Below are 16520 nucleotides of genomic sequence, written 5' to 3'. Positions count from 1 at the left end.
ATGGCATTGACCAACGAACATATCAAAGACCGGCTGATCGCTAAGTTTGGCGAACAGCTTACTGAGTGGGATGAGCAATTTGGCTTACTCACTGTAAAAGCGCCGGCAGAAATGAACCTGAAAGTAATGCAGTTCCTGTACGATGACGAGGAACTGCGTTTCCGTTTTCTGACAGACCTTACCGGAGTACATTATCCGGATCGTAAGGACGAAGAACTTTGTGTGGTTTATCATTTGCATAATCTGGTGGACAATGCGCGCTTCCGCCTGAAAGTATATGTTCCGGAAGTAAAGCCAGACGTATTTACAGCGACGCAATTGTTTAAAGGAGCCAACTGGATGGAACGCGAAACTTATGATTTCTTCGGGTTCAATTTCCTTGGCCATCCAAACCTCACCCGCATTCTGAATGTGGATGAGATGGATTACTTCCCGATGCGTAAACAATACACGCTGGAAGATCCGAAGCGTACGGATAAAGACGATGAAATGTTTGGCCGCGGCGGTACTATTGCTGCTCCGGTAAATCAAGACTAATTCAAATTGTTAACTGCTTAAAGCTCCGGAAAGGGGTTTAAGAAATGAGTGAACAACATCATATAAAGCTCGCAGAAGAATCGCTGCAGAAACAGACTACCACACTTAACGTAGGGCCTACACACCCTGCAACCCACGGTGTATTCCAGAATATCATGGAAATCGACGGTGAAAGAGTGCTGGAAACAACTCCGACTATCGGTTATATCCACCGTGCATTTGAAAAAATCGCGGAACGTCGCCCGTATTATCAGGTAACACCACTCACAGACCGTCTGAACTACTGTTCTGCGCCAATCAACAACCTTGGCTGGCACATGACTGTAGAGAAACTGCTGGGACTGACGATGCCGAAACGCGTAGACTATCTGCGTGTGATCATCATGGAGCTGGCGCGTATTGCAGATCACCTTGTGTGTAACTCTGTAATCGGTGTAGATACTGGTGCGTTGACTGCGTTTACTTATGTGTTCCAATATCGCGAACGCATTTATGAAATATATGAAGAGGTTTGTGGTTCCCGTCTGACGACTAACATTGGTCGTTTTGGTGGTTTTGAACGCAACTTCACAGATACTGCATGGGCGAAACTTGCAGAGTTTATGAAGCTTTTCCCGAAAGCTCTGGAAGAGTTTGAAAACCTGCTGAATCGCAACCGTATCTTCATGGACCGCACCATTGGCGCAGGTCCGCTCAGTCGTGAGATGGCGCTTAACTATAGCGTTACTGGTCCAAACCTGCGCGCGGCGGGTATAGACTATGATGTTCGCGTAGCAACACCATACAGTTCTTACGAAGATTTCAAATTCAATATTCCTGTAGGTACTACTGGTGATGTGTACGATCGTTTCCTCGTACGTAACGCAGAAATGTGGGAGAGTTATAACATCATTGCGCAGGCAATCGAAAAGATTCAAGAATTGGATCCTACGGTTTACCACGCAGACGTACCTGATTTTTACCTGCCGGAAAAGAAAGATGTTTACACCAAAATGGAAGCCCTGATCTATCACTTTAAGATCATTATGGGTGAAGTAAATATTCTTCCGGGTGAAATTTACAATGCAGTAGAAGGTGCCAACGGCGAATTGGGTTACTACCTGATCAGCGATGGTGGCCGTTCTCCATACCGTTTGCATTTCCGTCGTCCTTGCTTTATTTACTATCAGGTATATCCTGAAATCGTAAAAGACGGTCTGCTCAGTGACGCAATCATTGCGCTGAGTAGTCTGAATCTGATTGCAGGCGAGCTGGACGGTTAATTAATTCGATAATGTGGCATTCGCTATTGTCGAATTGCCAAATTGATAAATTGAGACAATGAAATTTTCGCAAGAAAAACTGAATAAAGTAAACGAGATCATTGCCCGCTATCCGGAAGGAAAGCAGAAAAGTGCATTGATTCCTCTTTTACACATCGCGCAGGAAGAATTTGGCGGATGGCTGGATGTTCCGGTGATGGACTATGTGGCAGAACTGTTGCACATTAACCCGATTGAGGTTTATGAAGTAGCAACATTCTACACAATGTTTAACATGAAACCAGTAGGTAAATACGTACTGGAAGTATGTCAGACCGGTCCGTGTATGTTGCGCGGCAGCGATCAGATCATTGATCATATCAAGAACAAACTGGGCATTCAGGCTGGTGAAACTACCCCTGATGGCCTGTTTACGCTGAAGCCGGCGGAATGTCTCGGCGCTTGCGGATATGCACCAATGATGCAGTTGGGTAAGTTCTTCAAAGAAAATCTGACCATCGAAAAAGTAGATGCGCTGATTGAAGATCTGAAAGCGGCAGCAAAAAATTAAAATTAGCGTGGTGTGCAAACGCCTGCTGATAAAGCATTTTGAAGAAAATATAATCAATCGAAAGTCTGTCTGATCATTCGCGGACTTTTAATTTTGAGATACAATGGCTGTAAAACTTTTATTAGATAAAGCACATATAGAGGGCATCCGCTATTATGACACCTGGAGAAAAAACGGTGGTTATACGGCGGTAGAGAAGGCGTTGAAGATGACTCCGGACGAGATCGTGGAAGAAGTGAAGAAGAGCGGCCTGCGTGGTCGTGGTGGTGCGGGTTTTCCGACTGGTATGAAATGGAGCTTCCTCGCAAAGCCGGAAGGCGTGCCTCGTCACCTTGTATGTAATGCCGATGAATCTGAGCCGGGTACATTTAAAGACCGTTACCTGATGGAATTTATTCCGCATCTGCTCATTGAAGGTTTGATTATTTCTTCCTTTGCACTCGGTTCTAGCGCTACTTATATTTATATCCGCGGTGAATACGCCTGGATTCCGGATATTCTGGAAGAGGCAATTGCTGAAGCAAAGGCAAACGGCTGGCTCGGTAAAAACATCCTTGGTACGGGTTTCGATTGCGAAATCTATGTACAACGCGGTGGCGGTGCTTATATCTGCGGTGAAGAAACAGCGTTGATTGAAAGTCTGGAAGGTAAACGTGGTAATCCGCGCCTGAAGCCGCCATTCCCGGCAGTGCAAGGTTTGTGGATGCGCCCGACGGTGGTAAATAACGTAGAAACGTTAGCTGCTGTAGTGCCTATTATCAATATGGGCGGCGAAGAGTATGGTAAAATCGGGGTTGGAAGATCTACGGGTACCAAACTGATCTCTGCTTGTGGTAATATCAATAAACCGGGCGTTTACGAAATCAATTTCGATCTTTCTGTAGAAGAATTTATTTATAGTGATGAATACTGTGGCGGCATTCCAAACGGAAAACGCCTGAAAGCATGTATTCCGGGTGGTTCATCTGTTCCGATCGTTCCAGCTAATCTGTTGTTCAAAACAGCAAAAGGTGAAACGCGTTACATGAACTATGAAAGTCTTTCTGACGGTGGTTTTGCAACAGGTACTATGCTTGGTTCCGGCGGATTTATTGTGCTGGATGAAGACCAGTGCGTGGTTCGTCATACCATGAGCCTGGCGCACTTTTACAATCACGAAAGTTGCGGACAATGTAGTCCATGCCGTGAAGGAACGGGCTGGATGTACAAAATCCTGAAGAACATTGAATACGGAAAAGGTAAGATGAGCGACATTGATCTGCTCTGGGATATCCAGCGCCGCATCGAGGGCAACACAATCTGTCCGCTCGGCGACGCCGCAGCATGGCCAGTAGCAGCAGCCATCCGCCACTTCCGCGACGAATTCGAATGGCATGTGCTCAATCCGGAGGAATCTCAAACGAGAAACTACGGGATTGCACATTACGCTGATCCTCGCGAAGTGGTCGCGTAGCGATCAAAAATTCTCTCACGGCGTTCGCAACGGCACGAAGATTGCGAGGCATGAGATATGGATTTTGAAAATGATATTGCTGCTATTGTTCTGGACATATGTTTTGAGATACATAGACGTTATGGTCCAGGGTTGTTTGAAAGTGCTTATGAGCAAGTGTTGTGTTACGAATTGAATAAAAGGAATATTTCGTTTGTAAGACAATGTCCGATACTGCTGATTCATGATGGTGTGAACCTGGATGCAGGGTTTAGAGCGGATGTTATTGTAGAGGGTAGCGTGTTGATCGAGCTTAAGAGTATTTCGAAGTTAGAAGATGTACATTTTAAGCAGGTGTTGACTTACTTAAGGCTCGCGGATTTAAAATTGGGATTACTGGTCAATTTTAATGAAGCACTTTTAAAGAACGGTATAAAGAGAGTTATTAATACGCAACAATTAAGGTTGTAAAATAATAGGCGTTGCGAGAAAAAATTAGTCACAATGAGTGATCAGAAGTTTAAAGTAACAATAGATAATATTACCGTAGAAGTAGCTCCGGGAACGACGATTGTGCAGGCAGCACGATTGATAGGGGGAGATGTGGTGCCGCCAACCATGTGCTATTACAGCAAGCTGGAAGGCAGTGGTGGTAAATGCCGCACTTGTCTGGTGGAAGTAAGCAAAGGCTCGGAAAAAGATCCGCGTCCAATGCCGAAACTCGTAGCCAGCTGTCGTACTACGGTGATGGACGGGATGGAAGTAAAAAGCATTACTTCAGACAAAGTACTGGATGCCCGTAAAGGCGTTACAGAATTTTTGCTGTTGAACCATCCGTTAGATTGTCCGGTATGTGACCAGGCAGGGGAGTGCGATCTGCAAAACCTCAGCTATGAGCATGGCGCAGCCAGCACACGTTACGATTTCAAACGTCGTACGTTCGAAAAAGAAGACATCGGTCCATACATTCAGCTGCATATGACACGCTGTATCCTGTGTTACCGTTGCGTTTATACAGCAAACCAACTCACAGACAAACGTGAACACGGCGTTCTGGACCGCGGTGATCATTCAGCGATCAGTACCTGCATTGGCAAAGCACTCGACAATGAATTTATCGGTAACGTCATTGATGTTTGTCCGGTAGGTGCATTGACAGATAAAACATTCCGTTTTAAAAACCGTGTTTGGTTTACCAAGCCAGTAGATGCACACCGCGATTGTCCGACCTGTTCCGGTCGCGTTCGTTTGTGGATGCGTGGTGACGAAGTATTCCGCGTTACCGCCCGTAAAGATGAATATGGAGAAGTAGAAAGTCTGGAAAACGGAAAAACAGCCTGGATCTGTAATACTTGTCGTTTCGAGAAGAAAGAAACAAAAGACTGGGTGATTGAAGGTCCGACCAAAGTAAACCGTCACAGCGTTATTTCACAAGGTCACTACGTAAATGCAGTGAATGGTCAGCCGAAGCTGATTAACGATGTAATCGGTAAAGATCCGAAGTTATTGCTTGATATTCATAAAATTAGCGATGTTAACCGTCCCGAAATTGATCTTTCTCAGATCGAAGGTCCGGCACATTCCGATGACTTTTTACCAAATCAGTCGACCGGAACGATGAAACAGATCGGTAAACTCGGCGAATAGATTGATTGTCGTATAGGAACAAAAAGAACTACTAAATTTTTAACGAACTAATTACTTTTGCGCCATTATGCTGTTATTGCAAATAGATTGGTCATTTTTATTGGAGAAAAGTGTGCTGATACTTGTCATAGTATTAGTATCATTTGGCGTGGCAGCTTATGCCACGTGGGGCGAACGTAAAGTAGCCGCGATCATGCAGGACCGTCTTGGTCCGAACCGCGCCGGCTTTATGGGTTTACTCCAGCCTTTGGCCGACGGCGGTAAACTCTTTTTCAAAGAAGAGATCATCCCGGAAGGTTCTACCAGAACCATTTTCATTCTCGGTCCATTTCTTTTCATGGTAACAGCGCTGATGACCAGTGCGGTAATTCCGTGGGGGCCAGATATCCATACAGCTGCAGGTAATGTAATCAGCCTGCAGGTTGCAGACATCAATATTGGTATCCTGTTTGTTTTTGGTGTTGTGAGTGTGGGTGTATACGGTATCATGCTGGGTGGCTGGGCTTCCAACAATAAATTCTCCCTTTTAAGTAGTATCCGTTCTGCATCACAGTCCATTTCTTACGAACTGGCGATGGGCCTTAGCCTGATTGCATTGCTGATGATGAGCGGCTCGCTGAGCATGCGTGAAATTGCACAGCAGCAACATGGCTTCTGGGACGGTCATTGGCTGACCTGGAATGTGTTTAAACAACCGCTGGGCTTTTTCATATTTATGGTTTGTGCTTTCGCAGAGCTGAACCGTGCTCCGTTTGACTTGCCAGAATGTGAGAGTGAGCTGAACATGGGTTACCACCAGGAATATTCTTCCATGAAACTCGGTCTTTATCTCTTTGCTGAATACATCAACATGTTTATCAGTTCTGCGGTAATGGTTACATTGTTCTGGGGCAGCTACAACTTCCCAGGTATGGATTGGGTAGCGGCGCATACCAATGCAATCGTATTTGCGCTGATCTGCGTAATCGTGCTGATGGCGAAAATCACTGCTTTCATCTTGTTCTTCATGTTTATTCGCTGGACGCTTCCACGCTTCCGTTACGATCAACTGATGAACCTTGGCTGGAAAGGATTGATTCCATTGGCGCTGTTTAATATGGTAATTACCGGTGCCGCGATCCTTTGGTTATTTAACAAGTAAAAATTTAGAAAGTATAATTCAAAACAGATTGTTTTTGATTTTTCACTTTTGACAAGATATAGAATGCAACAACTTACTAATAGATCAGTACAAGTAAATCGTGCTCCGATGACCTTCGGAGAAAAGATTTATATACCTGCTATCATGAAAGGGCTGAGCATTACGCTGGGTCACATTTTCAAGAAGAAGGCCACAGTAAGCTATCCGGAACAAAAACGTCCGTTTAGCCCTGTATTTCGTGGTTTGCATGTGCTGAACCGTGATGAGGAAGGTCGTGAGCGTTGTACCGCTTGTGGTTTATGCGCCCTCGCTTGCCCTGCGGAAGCTATCACAATGGAAGCTGCAGAACGCAAACCAGGCGAAGAAAATCTGTATCGTGAAGAAAAATACGCTGCAAAATATGAGATCAATATGCTGCGTTGCATTTTCTGCGGTTTCTGCGAAGAAGCTTGTCCGAAAGATGCGATCTACCTGAGCGAAACAGTAATGCCGGCCAACTATACACGCAAATATTTCATTTACAAAAAAGAAGATTTGCTGATTCCTCATCCTAAAAAGCAAGAAAGCGCACAATAACATGGATATTCAGCAAATATTATTTATTGTACTGTCTGCAATTGCTATCGGTTGTGCGTTAGGTGTAGTGTTTAGCAGAAACCCGATCAATAGTGTATTATTTCTCATCCTTACATTTTTTGCCATTTCCGGCCATTATATATTGCTCAACGCGCAGTTTCTTGCCGTTGTAAATATCATTGTATATGCCGGTGCCATCATGGTATTGTTCCTGTTCGTGATCATGCTCATGAATCTGAACTCAGATACCGAGCCGCAGAAAAACTGGTTAGTGCAGCTTGCCGGAGCCATATCCGGTGGCATTTTGTTCCTCGTGCTGCTTTCTGCCCTGGTTTCCGCTACCAAAACCTTACCGGTTATGGAGCAGGGGTCCAACGATCTCGGTTTGATTAAAAACTTAGGTAAAACATTATTCCGTGATTATGTACTGCCATTTGAGATCAGCTCTGTGCTGTTCCTTAGTGCAATGATCGGTGCGATTGTAATCGGTAAAAAAGAAGACAAATTCGAAGACGTTCACTAAGAGCGGCGCGAAAATGTTTTGTTGACAGTTTCAAGTTTTAAGATATGCCAATACAATATTATTTATTCTTAAGCATGGCTTTGTTCTGCATCGGTATCGCTGGTACCCTGATGCGCCGTAATGCCATTATCATTTTCATGTGCATTGAGCTTATGCTGAACGCCGTGAATTTATTGCTGGTAGCTTTTTCAAAAATGTGGCATGATGCTTCCGCGCAGATCGTGGTATTCTTTATCATGGTGGTAGCAGCGGCAGAGGTAGCAGTGGGGTTGGCCATTATTGTACTGATGTATCGTAAGGTGCATTCGGTAGATATCAATATTCTGAACCGGTTAAAACACTAAAACAATTCAAAATTAAAAAGTCGGAACACCGTGTTTTTGACTTTTGACTTTTGATTTTTGACTTTTGATAGTTATGATCAACTTAGTTTACTTAGTACCATTATTTCCTTTGATTGGATTTCTGATCAATGGCCTTGGTTGGAGAAAATTGCCTAAAGCGGCCGGTGGAATTATCGGCAGCATTGCCGTACTGGCTTCATTTGCCGTATCGCTGGGCATTTTCTTTGAAGTGAAAGACGGAGCATCACAGACGGTGACATTGTTCGAGTTTATCCATTCGGGTAAATTGATCATACCGTTTGCGTTTCAGGTAGATAACCTTTCTGCTTTATTTCTGTTGATCATTACAGGTATCGGTTTCCTGATACATGTTTATTCAACTTCTTACATGCACGACGATGAAGGCGTGGTCAAGTATTTCGCTTACCTCAATCTCTTCGTTTTCTCTATGCTGCTGCTGGTGCTTGGCGCCAACTATCTGATCATGTTTATTGGCTGGGAAGGTGTAGGTCTTTGTTCTTACCTCCTGATTGGTTTCTGGTTTAAAAAACGTGAGTACACCAACGCTGCAAAGAAAGCATTCGTGATGAACCGCATCGGTGACCTCGGTTTTCTGGTAGGGATGCTGATGGTGCTGTACAATTTCGGTACGCTTACTTATAATGATTTCTTCGGGATGCTGAAAGGCGGAAACGTTGCCATTTCTTCAAGTACTTATAACTGGATTGCAATCTGTTTCTTCATCGGTGCTACAGGTAAAAGTGCGCAGATTCCATTATACACCTGGTTGCCAGATGCGATGGCGGGTCCAACCCCGGTATCTGCACTCATCCACGCTGCAACGATGGTAACTGCTGGTATTTATATGATTGCCCGCAGCGGTGTATTGTACAATCTGGCTCCATTTACTTTGAATATCATTTCAATTATCGGTACAGCAACAGCCTTGATTGCTGCATCGATTGCGCTGAAACAATACGATATTAAAAAGGTACTGGCCTATTCAACAGTGAGCCAACTCGGCTTTATGTTTATTGCTATTGGCGCCGGTGCGTATACAACTGCGGTATTCCACGTAATGACGCACGCCTTCTTCAAAGCGTTATTGTTCCTTGGTTCCGGTAGCGTTATTCACGCAATGGGCGGCGAACAGGATATCCGTAAGATGGGCGGTTTGAAAAAACATATGCGTATTACGCAACTGACATTCTTAATCGGCTGTCTGGCGATTTCAGGTTTCCCATTCCTTTCTGGGTTCTTTTCTAAAGATGAAATTTTAGCTTCTGCTTACGCTAATAATCCGATTATATGGGCTTGCGGTGTACTCGGAGCAATGATGACTGCATTTTATATGTTCCGCGTTTACACGCTTACTTTTGAAGGTAGTTTCCGCGGTACACACGAACAAGAACATCATTTACATGAAAGTCCGGCTGCAATTACCATTCCATTGGTGATTCTTGCAATTCTTTCTATCATCGGTGGTTATGTTGGCTTACCTGAAATAATGAGCGAACATCACATGCTCGGTTCTTTCTTGAGTAAAGTGGTGACTAACGCAGAAAGTCATCATCTGGAACACGGTACTGAATGGATGCTCATGGGGATCTCTACAGTTCTGGCGCTGATTATGATGATTGTCGGTTATGTGACCAACAAGAAACCAAACTTTGCCGAAAATAAAGGTCTCGCTAAAGTGCTGGAAAATAAGTGGTACATGGATGAATTGTATGACGCAATTGTCGTTCGTCCGATTGAAGCCTTCTCCCGTTTTGCTGACCGTGTGATTGAAAGAATGGGTATCGACGGTATTGTGAATGGTGTCGGTAAACTGGTGAAACTGGGCAGTGACCGTATCCGTATGATACAAAGCGGCCAGGTTGGGTTCTACATCTTTGTGATGGTACTCGGCATGATCCTGTTGTTCGCGATCGGTATTTTCGGATTTATAAACTAAATTAATAAAACGCATAACAGCGACTGCAAACATTGCAATAAGCTCAATTATGATTCTCTTAATATTATTGATACTCGTACCGCTGATTGCAGGGATTCTTACATTCCTGGTGAAAGGCAATGGCGCGAAAGGGCTGGCGCTCGCCGGTTCTCTGATTACTCTGGGCCTTACCGTTTATCTCAGTTCTGTGGCAACTCCTGATCCAATTTCCTGGAGCAGGCCATGGATCCCATTGCTGGGTACGCAGATCAGTCTGCATGCAGATGGTATGAGCGCAATGCTCTGTCTGCTGACCGGCATCATTCTTCCGGTGGTTATTATCAGCAACTGGAACAAAGACGTAGAAAGTCCGCACGCATTTTATGGGTTGCTGCTTTTGTCGCAAACTGGTTTGCTTGGTGTATTCCTCGCTTATGATGCGCTTCTGTTTTATGTGTTCTGGGAACTTGCTCTGATTCCGGTTTATTTTCTTTGTTCTCGCTGGGGTGGCGAAAAACGCGTTCCTGTTACGTTTAAATTCTTCGTTTATACATTTGTCGGCAGCTTGATGATGCTGGCTGGTATTATCTATCTTTCTTTGAACTCAGGCGTTTCCAATCCTTATTCATGGGAAAATATCGTTGCTTCCGGTAGAGCATTGCCGCCATTGCAACAGCATATGATGTTCTGGCTCATCTTTATCGCTTTCGCGATCAAAATGCCGATCTTCCCGTTCCATACCTGGCAGCCTGATACTTACGAACAATCGCCAACTCCGGTTACGATCATTCTGAGTGCCCTGATGGTGAAAATGGGTTTGTATGCAGTACTTCGCTGGTTGATGCCGGTATTGCCGGAAGGCGTTGCTTATTGGTCAAACACAATAATTGTGCTTTCCATTATCGGTATCGTTTATGCTTCCTGCATTGCAATTGTTCAGACAGATATCAAACGTCTGGTGGCTTATTCATCCATCGCCCACATGGGGTTGATGTGTGCTGCGGCCTTTGCGCAAACGGAAACGGGTACACACGGGTTGATGGTGCAGATGTTTAACCACGGTATCAATATCACCGGTATGTGGCTGATCGTAAGCATGATTGAAAACCGCTGGGGTACACGCGATATGACTAAGCTTGGTGGTATGGCAACCGCGGCTCCGAAAATGGCAATCGCGCTGGTGATTATCTCTCTTGCTAATATTGCTTTACCACTGACTAATGGTTTTATCGGTGAGTTTATGCTCTTTAACGGATTGTTCCAGAGTGCAAGCGAATATCACGTCACATTTATGGTGATCGCAGGTTTGGGTATCATTTTCGGTGCAGTTTATACACTGTCAATGATACAGAAAGTTGCTTATGGCGAAGTGGTGGAACCTTCGGTGAAAGGTGATCTGAAGATGAATGAAACAATTGGTCTGGCGGTAATTATCGTAATCATCCTGGTGCTCGGTGTATATCCGAAACCATTGCTGGATTTGACTTCCGGCATGATGAGCCTGGTGGCTAGATAAGTTTTGCAAGGCGGAAACGCAAAGATCAAGATTAATAAAAACAGAATTTAATTTTTTCGATAAGATATGAAGGCAATTATTGCTGCAACAATACTCGGTGTCATTATGATGTTCTCCAGCATCCTGATGAAAGACAAAAAAGCGATCATTACGATTGCTGCGCTATTGTTGGCGGTTTTACTCGGTGTAAATATCTGGGATGTGATGGCTACCAAAAAAGGCAGCAACTTCACTTTCCTGTTCAACAATATGATCCTCATCAGCCGCGAAGGTTTGTGGTTTAATATGCTGATGACGGGTTGTACCTTCTTGTATGTGCTGCTTTCCGGTAAAGATATTGCCAGAGTCGGTACGCATACGGCAGAGTATTTTGCGCTCATATTCTTCATTCTCACCGGCGTTTACCTGCTTTCGTCCTACAACAACCTTCTGATCTTATTTATTGGTATTGAAATTCTTTCTATTCCGCAATATATCCTGGCGGGCAGTGATAAGAAAAATCTGAAAAGTAGTGAAGCTGCATTGAAGTACTTCCTGATGGGTGCATTTACTACGGGTATCCTGATGATGGGCGTTACCTTGTTGTATGGCTCTACGGGTACTTTCGAGCTGACGCGTATGGATTTCATTCACCAGAGCTCTGTAAACGGAATGAGCCTTGCCGGTATCATCTTCCTGATCATCGCTTTTGGTTTTAAAGTTTCCGCTGCACCAATGCACACCTGGACCCCGGACGTTTACGATGGTGCACCAACGCCTTTCACGGCATTCATGGCCACAATCGTGAAATCTGCTGCATTCTATGCATTCATCCGTTTGTTCCAGAATACATTTGGTGGAATCAGTAACCACTGGACAATTGTGTTGTCTATTATCACTGCGTTGACATTGTTTATTGGTAACCTCACTGCGGTATTCCAGCAAAGTGTAAAGCGTATGCTGGCCTATTCTTCCATTGCGCAGGCCGGTTTTATGTTGTTTGCGATCCTTTCTAATAATGCAGTGGCTTCTCAGGGTATCATCATCTATGCAGTTGCGTATAGCGTGGCTACTATCGGTATGTTTGCCGTGTTGATGAAACTGAAAGATTATACCTACGACGGTTTCAACGGTCTTGCGAAAAAAGAACCGGTGCTGGCTTTCGTAACCACGATTTTCTTACTTTCGCTCGCTGGTATCCCGCTTACAGGTGGTTTCATGGCGAAGTACTTTGTGCTTCAAGCCGCGATCATGCAAGGTCAGCTTTTCTGGCTTGTCATCTTTGCGCTCCTGATGGCAGCGATCAGTGCTTACTATTATTTCCGTGTGATCATTGCAATGTATTTCAAACAAGGCAATCCGGAATTGCACGAGCCGCTTTCGTCTGGTGACAAGTTTATGCTGGCATTGACTTGTGTACTGGTTGTACTGATCGGTATTGCACCTCAGTTGTTTTTGGCGAGCATTTAGTTTTAAACGAAATATAAAAATCGAAGGGTTCCAACATCATGTTGGAACCCTTCGATTTTTATTTAAAGGCACGAGAGTTAGTGTAACTCTCGCCAGTGGCTATGAAGCTGGTGCAAAGTCCATTTTATCCATGATGCTGCCTGCATCTGTATCAGGATCGCCATTGAACGGCGGATAGTACGGATACATGAAATAGAGATAAAGATTCACACGCATACTCCAGCGCAGAAAACGAACCATATATTGGTGCATGCCTTCGGGATAATTGCCTGTAAATAAAACGGCAATCCAGCCGAACAGAATCATAAACCAGGCGCCGATGGAAAGAAGCACCAGGCAAAGGATGTGGGGAATCAGTATAAAAACGCCCAGAAAGAAAATGAGCAAAGCCTTTGTCCATGGAACATGTTCTTGATAGGGAACTTCCAGCGACGTTTTATCATCGGTAGCATCCAGGCCAAATGCGGGATAGCCATCCGAAAGGTTGAGCATTCTTGCGTTGACTCTGAGTTGCCAGCGGAAGAACTTCAGGAAGTAATCGAAATTGGCTTTGGGATATCGTTGCGTAAACAAGATGGAGAAAAAAGTAATGATATGCAGAATCGCAGCCCATATGCCCAAAAAGTAAAGACAGAATGCGTGCGGAATGACAATGTAGAAGAATCCAAAGAATGTTCGCAGCAGCAATTCTCCCCGCGAATACTGAGATTGGTGAACGATGGTAAGTTTCATAGATTTTAAAATTTGATAATAAATATAATAATTATCGCTGATGCGATAACTAAAGCCAAAACTCAAAAATGGTGGGTTGTGAACGATGGCGCCAGTGAAGATGTTATCCAGAATTCTCCTAAACCTCTAAATCTTAAATGATGACAGCTTAGTACTTGATACTTCCTACTTGATAATTTTAGTTATTATCTTCGGTATCAGAAAACAGAGGATCATATGGATATCGAACAACTGATGCCACATGTGGAAGCGTTGATCTTTGCCAGTGAACGCCCCATCACATCTGCAGAGCTGACCGAAATGCTGGGACAGGCTTTTGAAACGCCGGTTGAAAGCGAGCTGGTCGCCAGCTGTATCGAGGTCGTCCGTGAAAAATATGAAGCAGATTATTTTCCATTTCAGTTGAAAGAAATCGGTGGCGGCTATCAGTTTTTAACCAAAAAAGCATTTCACAAAACTGTTCTGCAACTTAACGGAGACAAGCACATAAAAAAGCTGTCTTCTGCGGCAATGGAGACATTGGCAATTATCGCCTACAAACAACCAATTACCAAATCAGAGATTGAGTTTATCCGCGGTGTGAGTGCCGATTACTCCATTCAGAAATTATTAGAGAAAGAACTGATCGTGATTGCCGGCAGAAGTGAAGAGATGGTAGGCAAGCCGTTAATTTATACCACTTCGAAAAACTTTATGGACTACCTCGGGATCAATTCACCGGCGGAGTTACCGCAACTAAAAGATGTGACGAAAATAGAAATCGTTATTCCAACAGATGCTGTGGAGGCGCAACCCGAAGAAGTCATGCCAACGCTTACACCACACCACGAACCAGAGTCGGAACCCGAACAGGAAATAGAAGGCAGCGCGCCACTTTTTGTTTCGGAAGATGGAGAACTGCGTCCAATGTCAGACGAAGAAGATAACGACGAAGGACCTGAAGAAAATCAGGAAGAAGTTTAAAAACATCCATTATAAAATCGGGAAAAATTGCCATAGGAGGGAAGCTCGCGTGAATCTTTATATACCTTTGTGGCAGTCAATAACCATTCATGAATTTTTCTACCCGGAATTATCTGGCCTTTGCATTGCTGTTCCTTTCACAACCAATATTTGCGCAGAGCAAGGCAGATAAAAAAGCGATTACGCAACTCAAAACCGATATCGGCTATCTCGCATCAGATGCGCTGGAAGGCCGCCGTACCGGAACAGAAGGTGAGCGCAGAGCCGGAGATTATATCATTCAGTCTTATGAAAGGGCTGGCATTAAATCTTTTCGCGGAAAATACCGGTACGATTTTCATTTCATTTATGGTAAAAACATTGCGGCTGCTACACAAATTCGGCTGCAGGGAAAAGACATTACAACCAAAGACGGCTTTCCGTTGCCGTTTAGTGCTAATAAGCAAGCAAACGGTGATGTGCTCCCTGAAGTAATGGAGCAGGGCGGCGTCTGGCTTATTCCAATTTATCAGTCGCAGGACGAAGCAAACGATGCGCATTTCGATTGGGAGAAAATTGCTTACGAGAAATGTAAAGAAGCACAAAAGCAATCAGCCGCTGGTGTAGTTTTTTACGATAGCTACGGATCGAAATTCGCACCAGAATTCAATCCGCATTCCGAATACGAAGCGCTGGATATTCCGGTCGCATTTTTAGGACATGACATTTACAACGAACTGATCGCCGCTAATACCAGCGGGCTGGATATCAGTATGAATGTAGCGTTGGCAAAAACGGACCGTACAGGTAGCAATATAGCAGCGTATATCGATAATAAAGCCCGCTATACAGTAGTGCTTGGTGCGCATTACGATCATTTGGGCTATGGTGAAGATGGCAGTAGTTTATACGCAGGTAAAGAAAAAAAAATCCACAACGGAGCGGATGATAATGCTTCGGGAACCGCTGCTCTACTACAATTGGCGCAATGGGTAAAGAAAGGTAAACTGAAAGGATATAATTATTTGTTCGTGAGTTTCTCTGCAGAAGAGCTCGGTTTGCTCGGCTCAAAGGCATTTATCAAAGAGGAAGGAATTGATAGCACACACACTGCTTACATGATCAATATGGACATGGTAGGTCGTTTGAATGACAGTACACATGCGCTTACAATTGGTGGTGTGGGTACTTCTCCGGTTTGGGCAAATGAAATTGCGCCAGCGCAAAGGGCATTTAAAGTAAACATTGATAGTTCCGGTGTTGGTCCATCCGATCATACTTCATTTTACTATGCTAATATTCCAGTGTTGTTCTATTTCACCGGCACGCACAGCGATTATCACAAACCAACAGATAAAGCTGACAAGATAAATTACGAAGGTGAGCTGGAAGTCATGCACAGCATTTATGATCTGGTAAAAAATATGGATGCGGCGCCGAAGCCAGTATTCACGCCAACGAAGCAGAGCTCTGTAGGAAGAGTGCATTTTAAAGTGACACTCGGTATTATGCCAGATTACTCTTATCAGGAAGAAGGCGTACGTGTAGATGGTGTTTCCGAGGGAAAAGCGGCGGATAAAGCCGGTTTGAAAGCGGGTGATGTTATCATTAAGCTGGGCGATACTCAGGTAAAAAGCATGCAGAGCTACATGGAAGCGCTCAGCAAGTTTAAGGCGGGTGATAAAACACAGGTGGTTATTCGCCGCGATGGAAAAGAGAAAAAGTTTCCGGTGCAGTTTAAATAATCGCTGATGTCTGATTTGGTTTCCCGCGAGTTGCTTTGTTCATCGCAAAGCGCCGTGAGTTGAATTTATCTCACGGCGGCGCAAAGCCGCTGTGAGATAAATTGCAATACTTTGTGGTTATAGCTCCCGTTGGGCGGCACATTATGCGGGTCATCCAGATGACGAGGTAGGAGGAAGTGGGGATCTGA

General features: G+C 44.4%; 16 protein-coding genes. 15 read left to right on the top strand and 1 reads right to left on the bottom strand.

Features of this window, described 5'->3' with window-relative positions; translation table 11 throughout:
- From DN068_RS10065 to DN068_RS10005, 13 genes are all read left to right on the top strand, one after another.
- Nucleotides 1–537 carry an NADH-quinone oxidoreductase subunit C gene (locus tag DN068_RS10065; RefSeq protein WP_110998782.1) on the top strand — a complete coding sequence of 179 codons (537 nt, stop codon included), beginning with the start codon at nucleotides 1–3 and terminating at the stop codon, nucleotides 535–537.
- Nucleotides 538–581: 44 nt separating this feature from the next.
- A complete protein-coding gene (locus tag DN068_RS10060) occupies nucleotides 582–1799 on the top strand; it encodes an NADH-quinone oxidoreductase subunit D (protein WP_110998781.1) in 1218 nt (405 codons plus the stop codon).
- Nucleotides 1800–1857: 58 nt separating this feature from the next.
- A complete protein-coding gene (locus DN068_RS10055; protein WP_110998780.1) occupies nucleotides 1858–2349 on the top strand; it encodes an NADH-quinone oxidoreductase subunit NuoE family protein in 492 nt (163 codons plus the stop codon).
- 103 nt (nucleotides 2350–2452) lie between these two features.
- Nucleotides 2453–3802 carry an NADH-quinone oxidoreductase subunit NuoF gene (nuoF, locus tag DN068_RS10050; protein WP_110998779.1) on the top strand — a complete coding sequence of 450 codons (1350 nt, stop codon included), beginning with the start codon at nucleotides 2453–2455 and terminating at the stop codon, nucleotides 3800–3802.
- 57 nt (nucleotides 3803–3859) lie between these two features.
- Nucleotides 3860–4252: a GxxExxY protein gene (locus DN068_RS10045; RefSeq protein ID WP_110998778.1), complete on the top strand. Its 393-nt coding sequence runs from the start codon at nucleotides 3860–3862 to the stop codon at nucleotides 4250–4252.
- Nucleotides 4253–4285: 33 nt separating this feature from the next.
- Nucleotides 4286–5428: a 2Fe-2S iron-sulfur cluster-binding protein gene (locus DN068_RS10040; RefSeq protein ID WP_110998777.1), complete on the top strand. Its 1143-nt coding sequence runs from the start codon at nucleotides 4286–4288 to the stop codon at nucleotides 5426–5428.
- A gap of 67 nt (nucleotides 5429–5495) precedes the next feature.
- A complete protein-coding gene (gene nuoH, locus DN068_RS10035) occupies nucleotides 5496–6569 on the top strand; it encodes an NADH-quinone oxidoreductase subunit NuoH (RefSeq protein WP_207798896.1) in 1074 nt (357 codons plus the stop codon).
- A 63-nt stretch (nucleotides 6570–6632) separates the two neighbouring features.
- Nucleotides 6633–7145 (top strand): NADH-quinone oxidoreductase subunit NuoI, encoded by a 513-nt coding sequence (nuoI, locus tag DN068_RS10030; RefSeq protein WP_110998776.1) that lies wholly within the window; start codon nucleotides 6633–6635, stop codon nucleotides 7143–7145.
- A 1-nt stretch (nucleotide 7146) separates the two neighbouring features.
- Entirely contained in the window at nucleotides 7147–7668 is a 522-nt protein-coding gene (locus DN068_RS10025) for an NADH-quinone oxidoreductase subunit J family protein (RefSeq protein WP_110998775.1), read from the top strand.
- 44 nt (nucleotides 7669–7712) lie between these two features.
- Nucleotides 7713–8012, top strand: coding sequence for an NADH-quinone oxidoreductase subunit NuoK (gene nuoK, locus DN068_RS10020; protein WP_110998774.1), 300 nt, complete (start codon nucleotides 7713–7715; stop codon nucleotides 8010–8012).
- A 73-nt stretch (nucleotides 8013–8085) separates the two neighbouring features.
- Complete coding sequence (nuoL, locus tag DN068_RS10015) at nucleotides 8086–9969, top strand: NADH-quinone oxidoreductase subunit L (RefSeq protein WP_110998773.1); 1884 nt, start codon at nucleotides 8086–8088, stop codon at nucleotides 9967–9969.
- A gap of 49 nt (nucleotides 9970–10018) precedes the next feature.
- Nucleotides 10019–11464, top strand: coding sequence for a complex I subunit 4 family protein (locus DN068_RS10010; protein WP_243630198.1), 1446 nt, complete (start codon nucleotides 10019–10021; stop codon nucleotides 11462–11464).
- A 66-nt stretch (nucleotides 11465–11530) separates the two neighbouring features.
- On the top strand, nucleotides 11531–12913 hold the full coding sequence (locus tag DN068_RS10005; RefSeq protein WP_110998772.1) for an NADH-quinone oxidoreductase subunit N: 1383 nt from the start codon (nucleotides 11531–11533) through the stop codon (nucleotides 12911–12913).
- A 99-nt stretch (nucleotides 12914–13012) separates the two neighbouring features.
- Here the strand turns inward: DN068_RS10005 and DN068_RS10000 are convergent, their stop codons facing one another.
- On the bottom strand, nucleotides 13013–13645 hold the full coding sequence (locus DN068_RS10000) for a DUF4389 domain-containing protein (protein WP_110998771.1): 633 nt from the start codon (nucleotides 13643–13645) through the stop codon (nucleotides 13013–13015).
- A gap of 216 nt (nucleotides 13646–13861) precedes the next feature.
- On the opposite strand from DN068_RS10000, the gene scpB reads away from it, so the two are divergent.
- Nucleotides 13862–14608: an SMC-Scp complex subunit ScpB gene (gene scpB, locus DN068_RS09995; protein ID WP_110998770.1), complete on the top strand. Its 747-nt coding sequence runs from the start codon at nucleotides 13862–13864 to the stop codon at nucleotides 14606–14608.
- Between the two features lie 89 nt (nucleotides 14609–14697).
- Nucleotides 14698–16332, top strand: coding sequence for a M20/M25/M40 family metallo-hydrolase (locus tag DN068_RS09990; RefSeq protein ID WP_110998769.1), 1635 nt, complete (start codon nucleotides 14698–14700; stop codon nucleotides 16330–16332).
- The last annotated feature ends 188 nt before the right edge of the window (nucleotides 16333–16520 follow it).

It is taken from the genome of Taibaiella soli (assembly GCF_003236175.1).
GTDB lineage: Bacteria > Bacteroidota > Bacteroidia > Chitinophagales > Chitinophagaceae > QKTW01.
The sequence above is the reverse complement of the archived record's forward strand: the minus strand, read 5'-3'. Positions and strand labels throughout refer to the sequence as shown.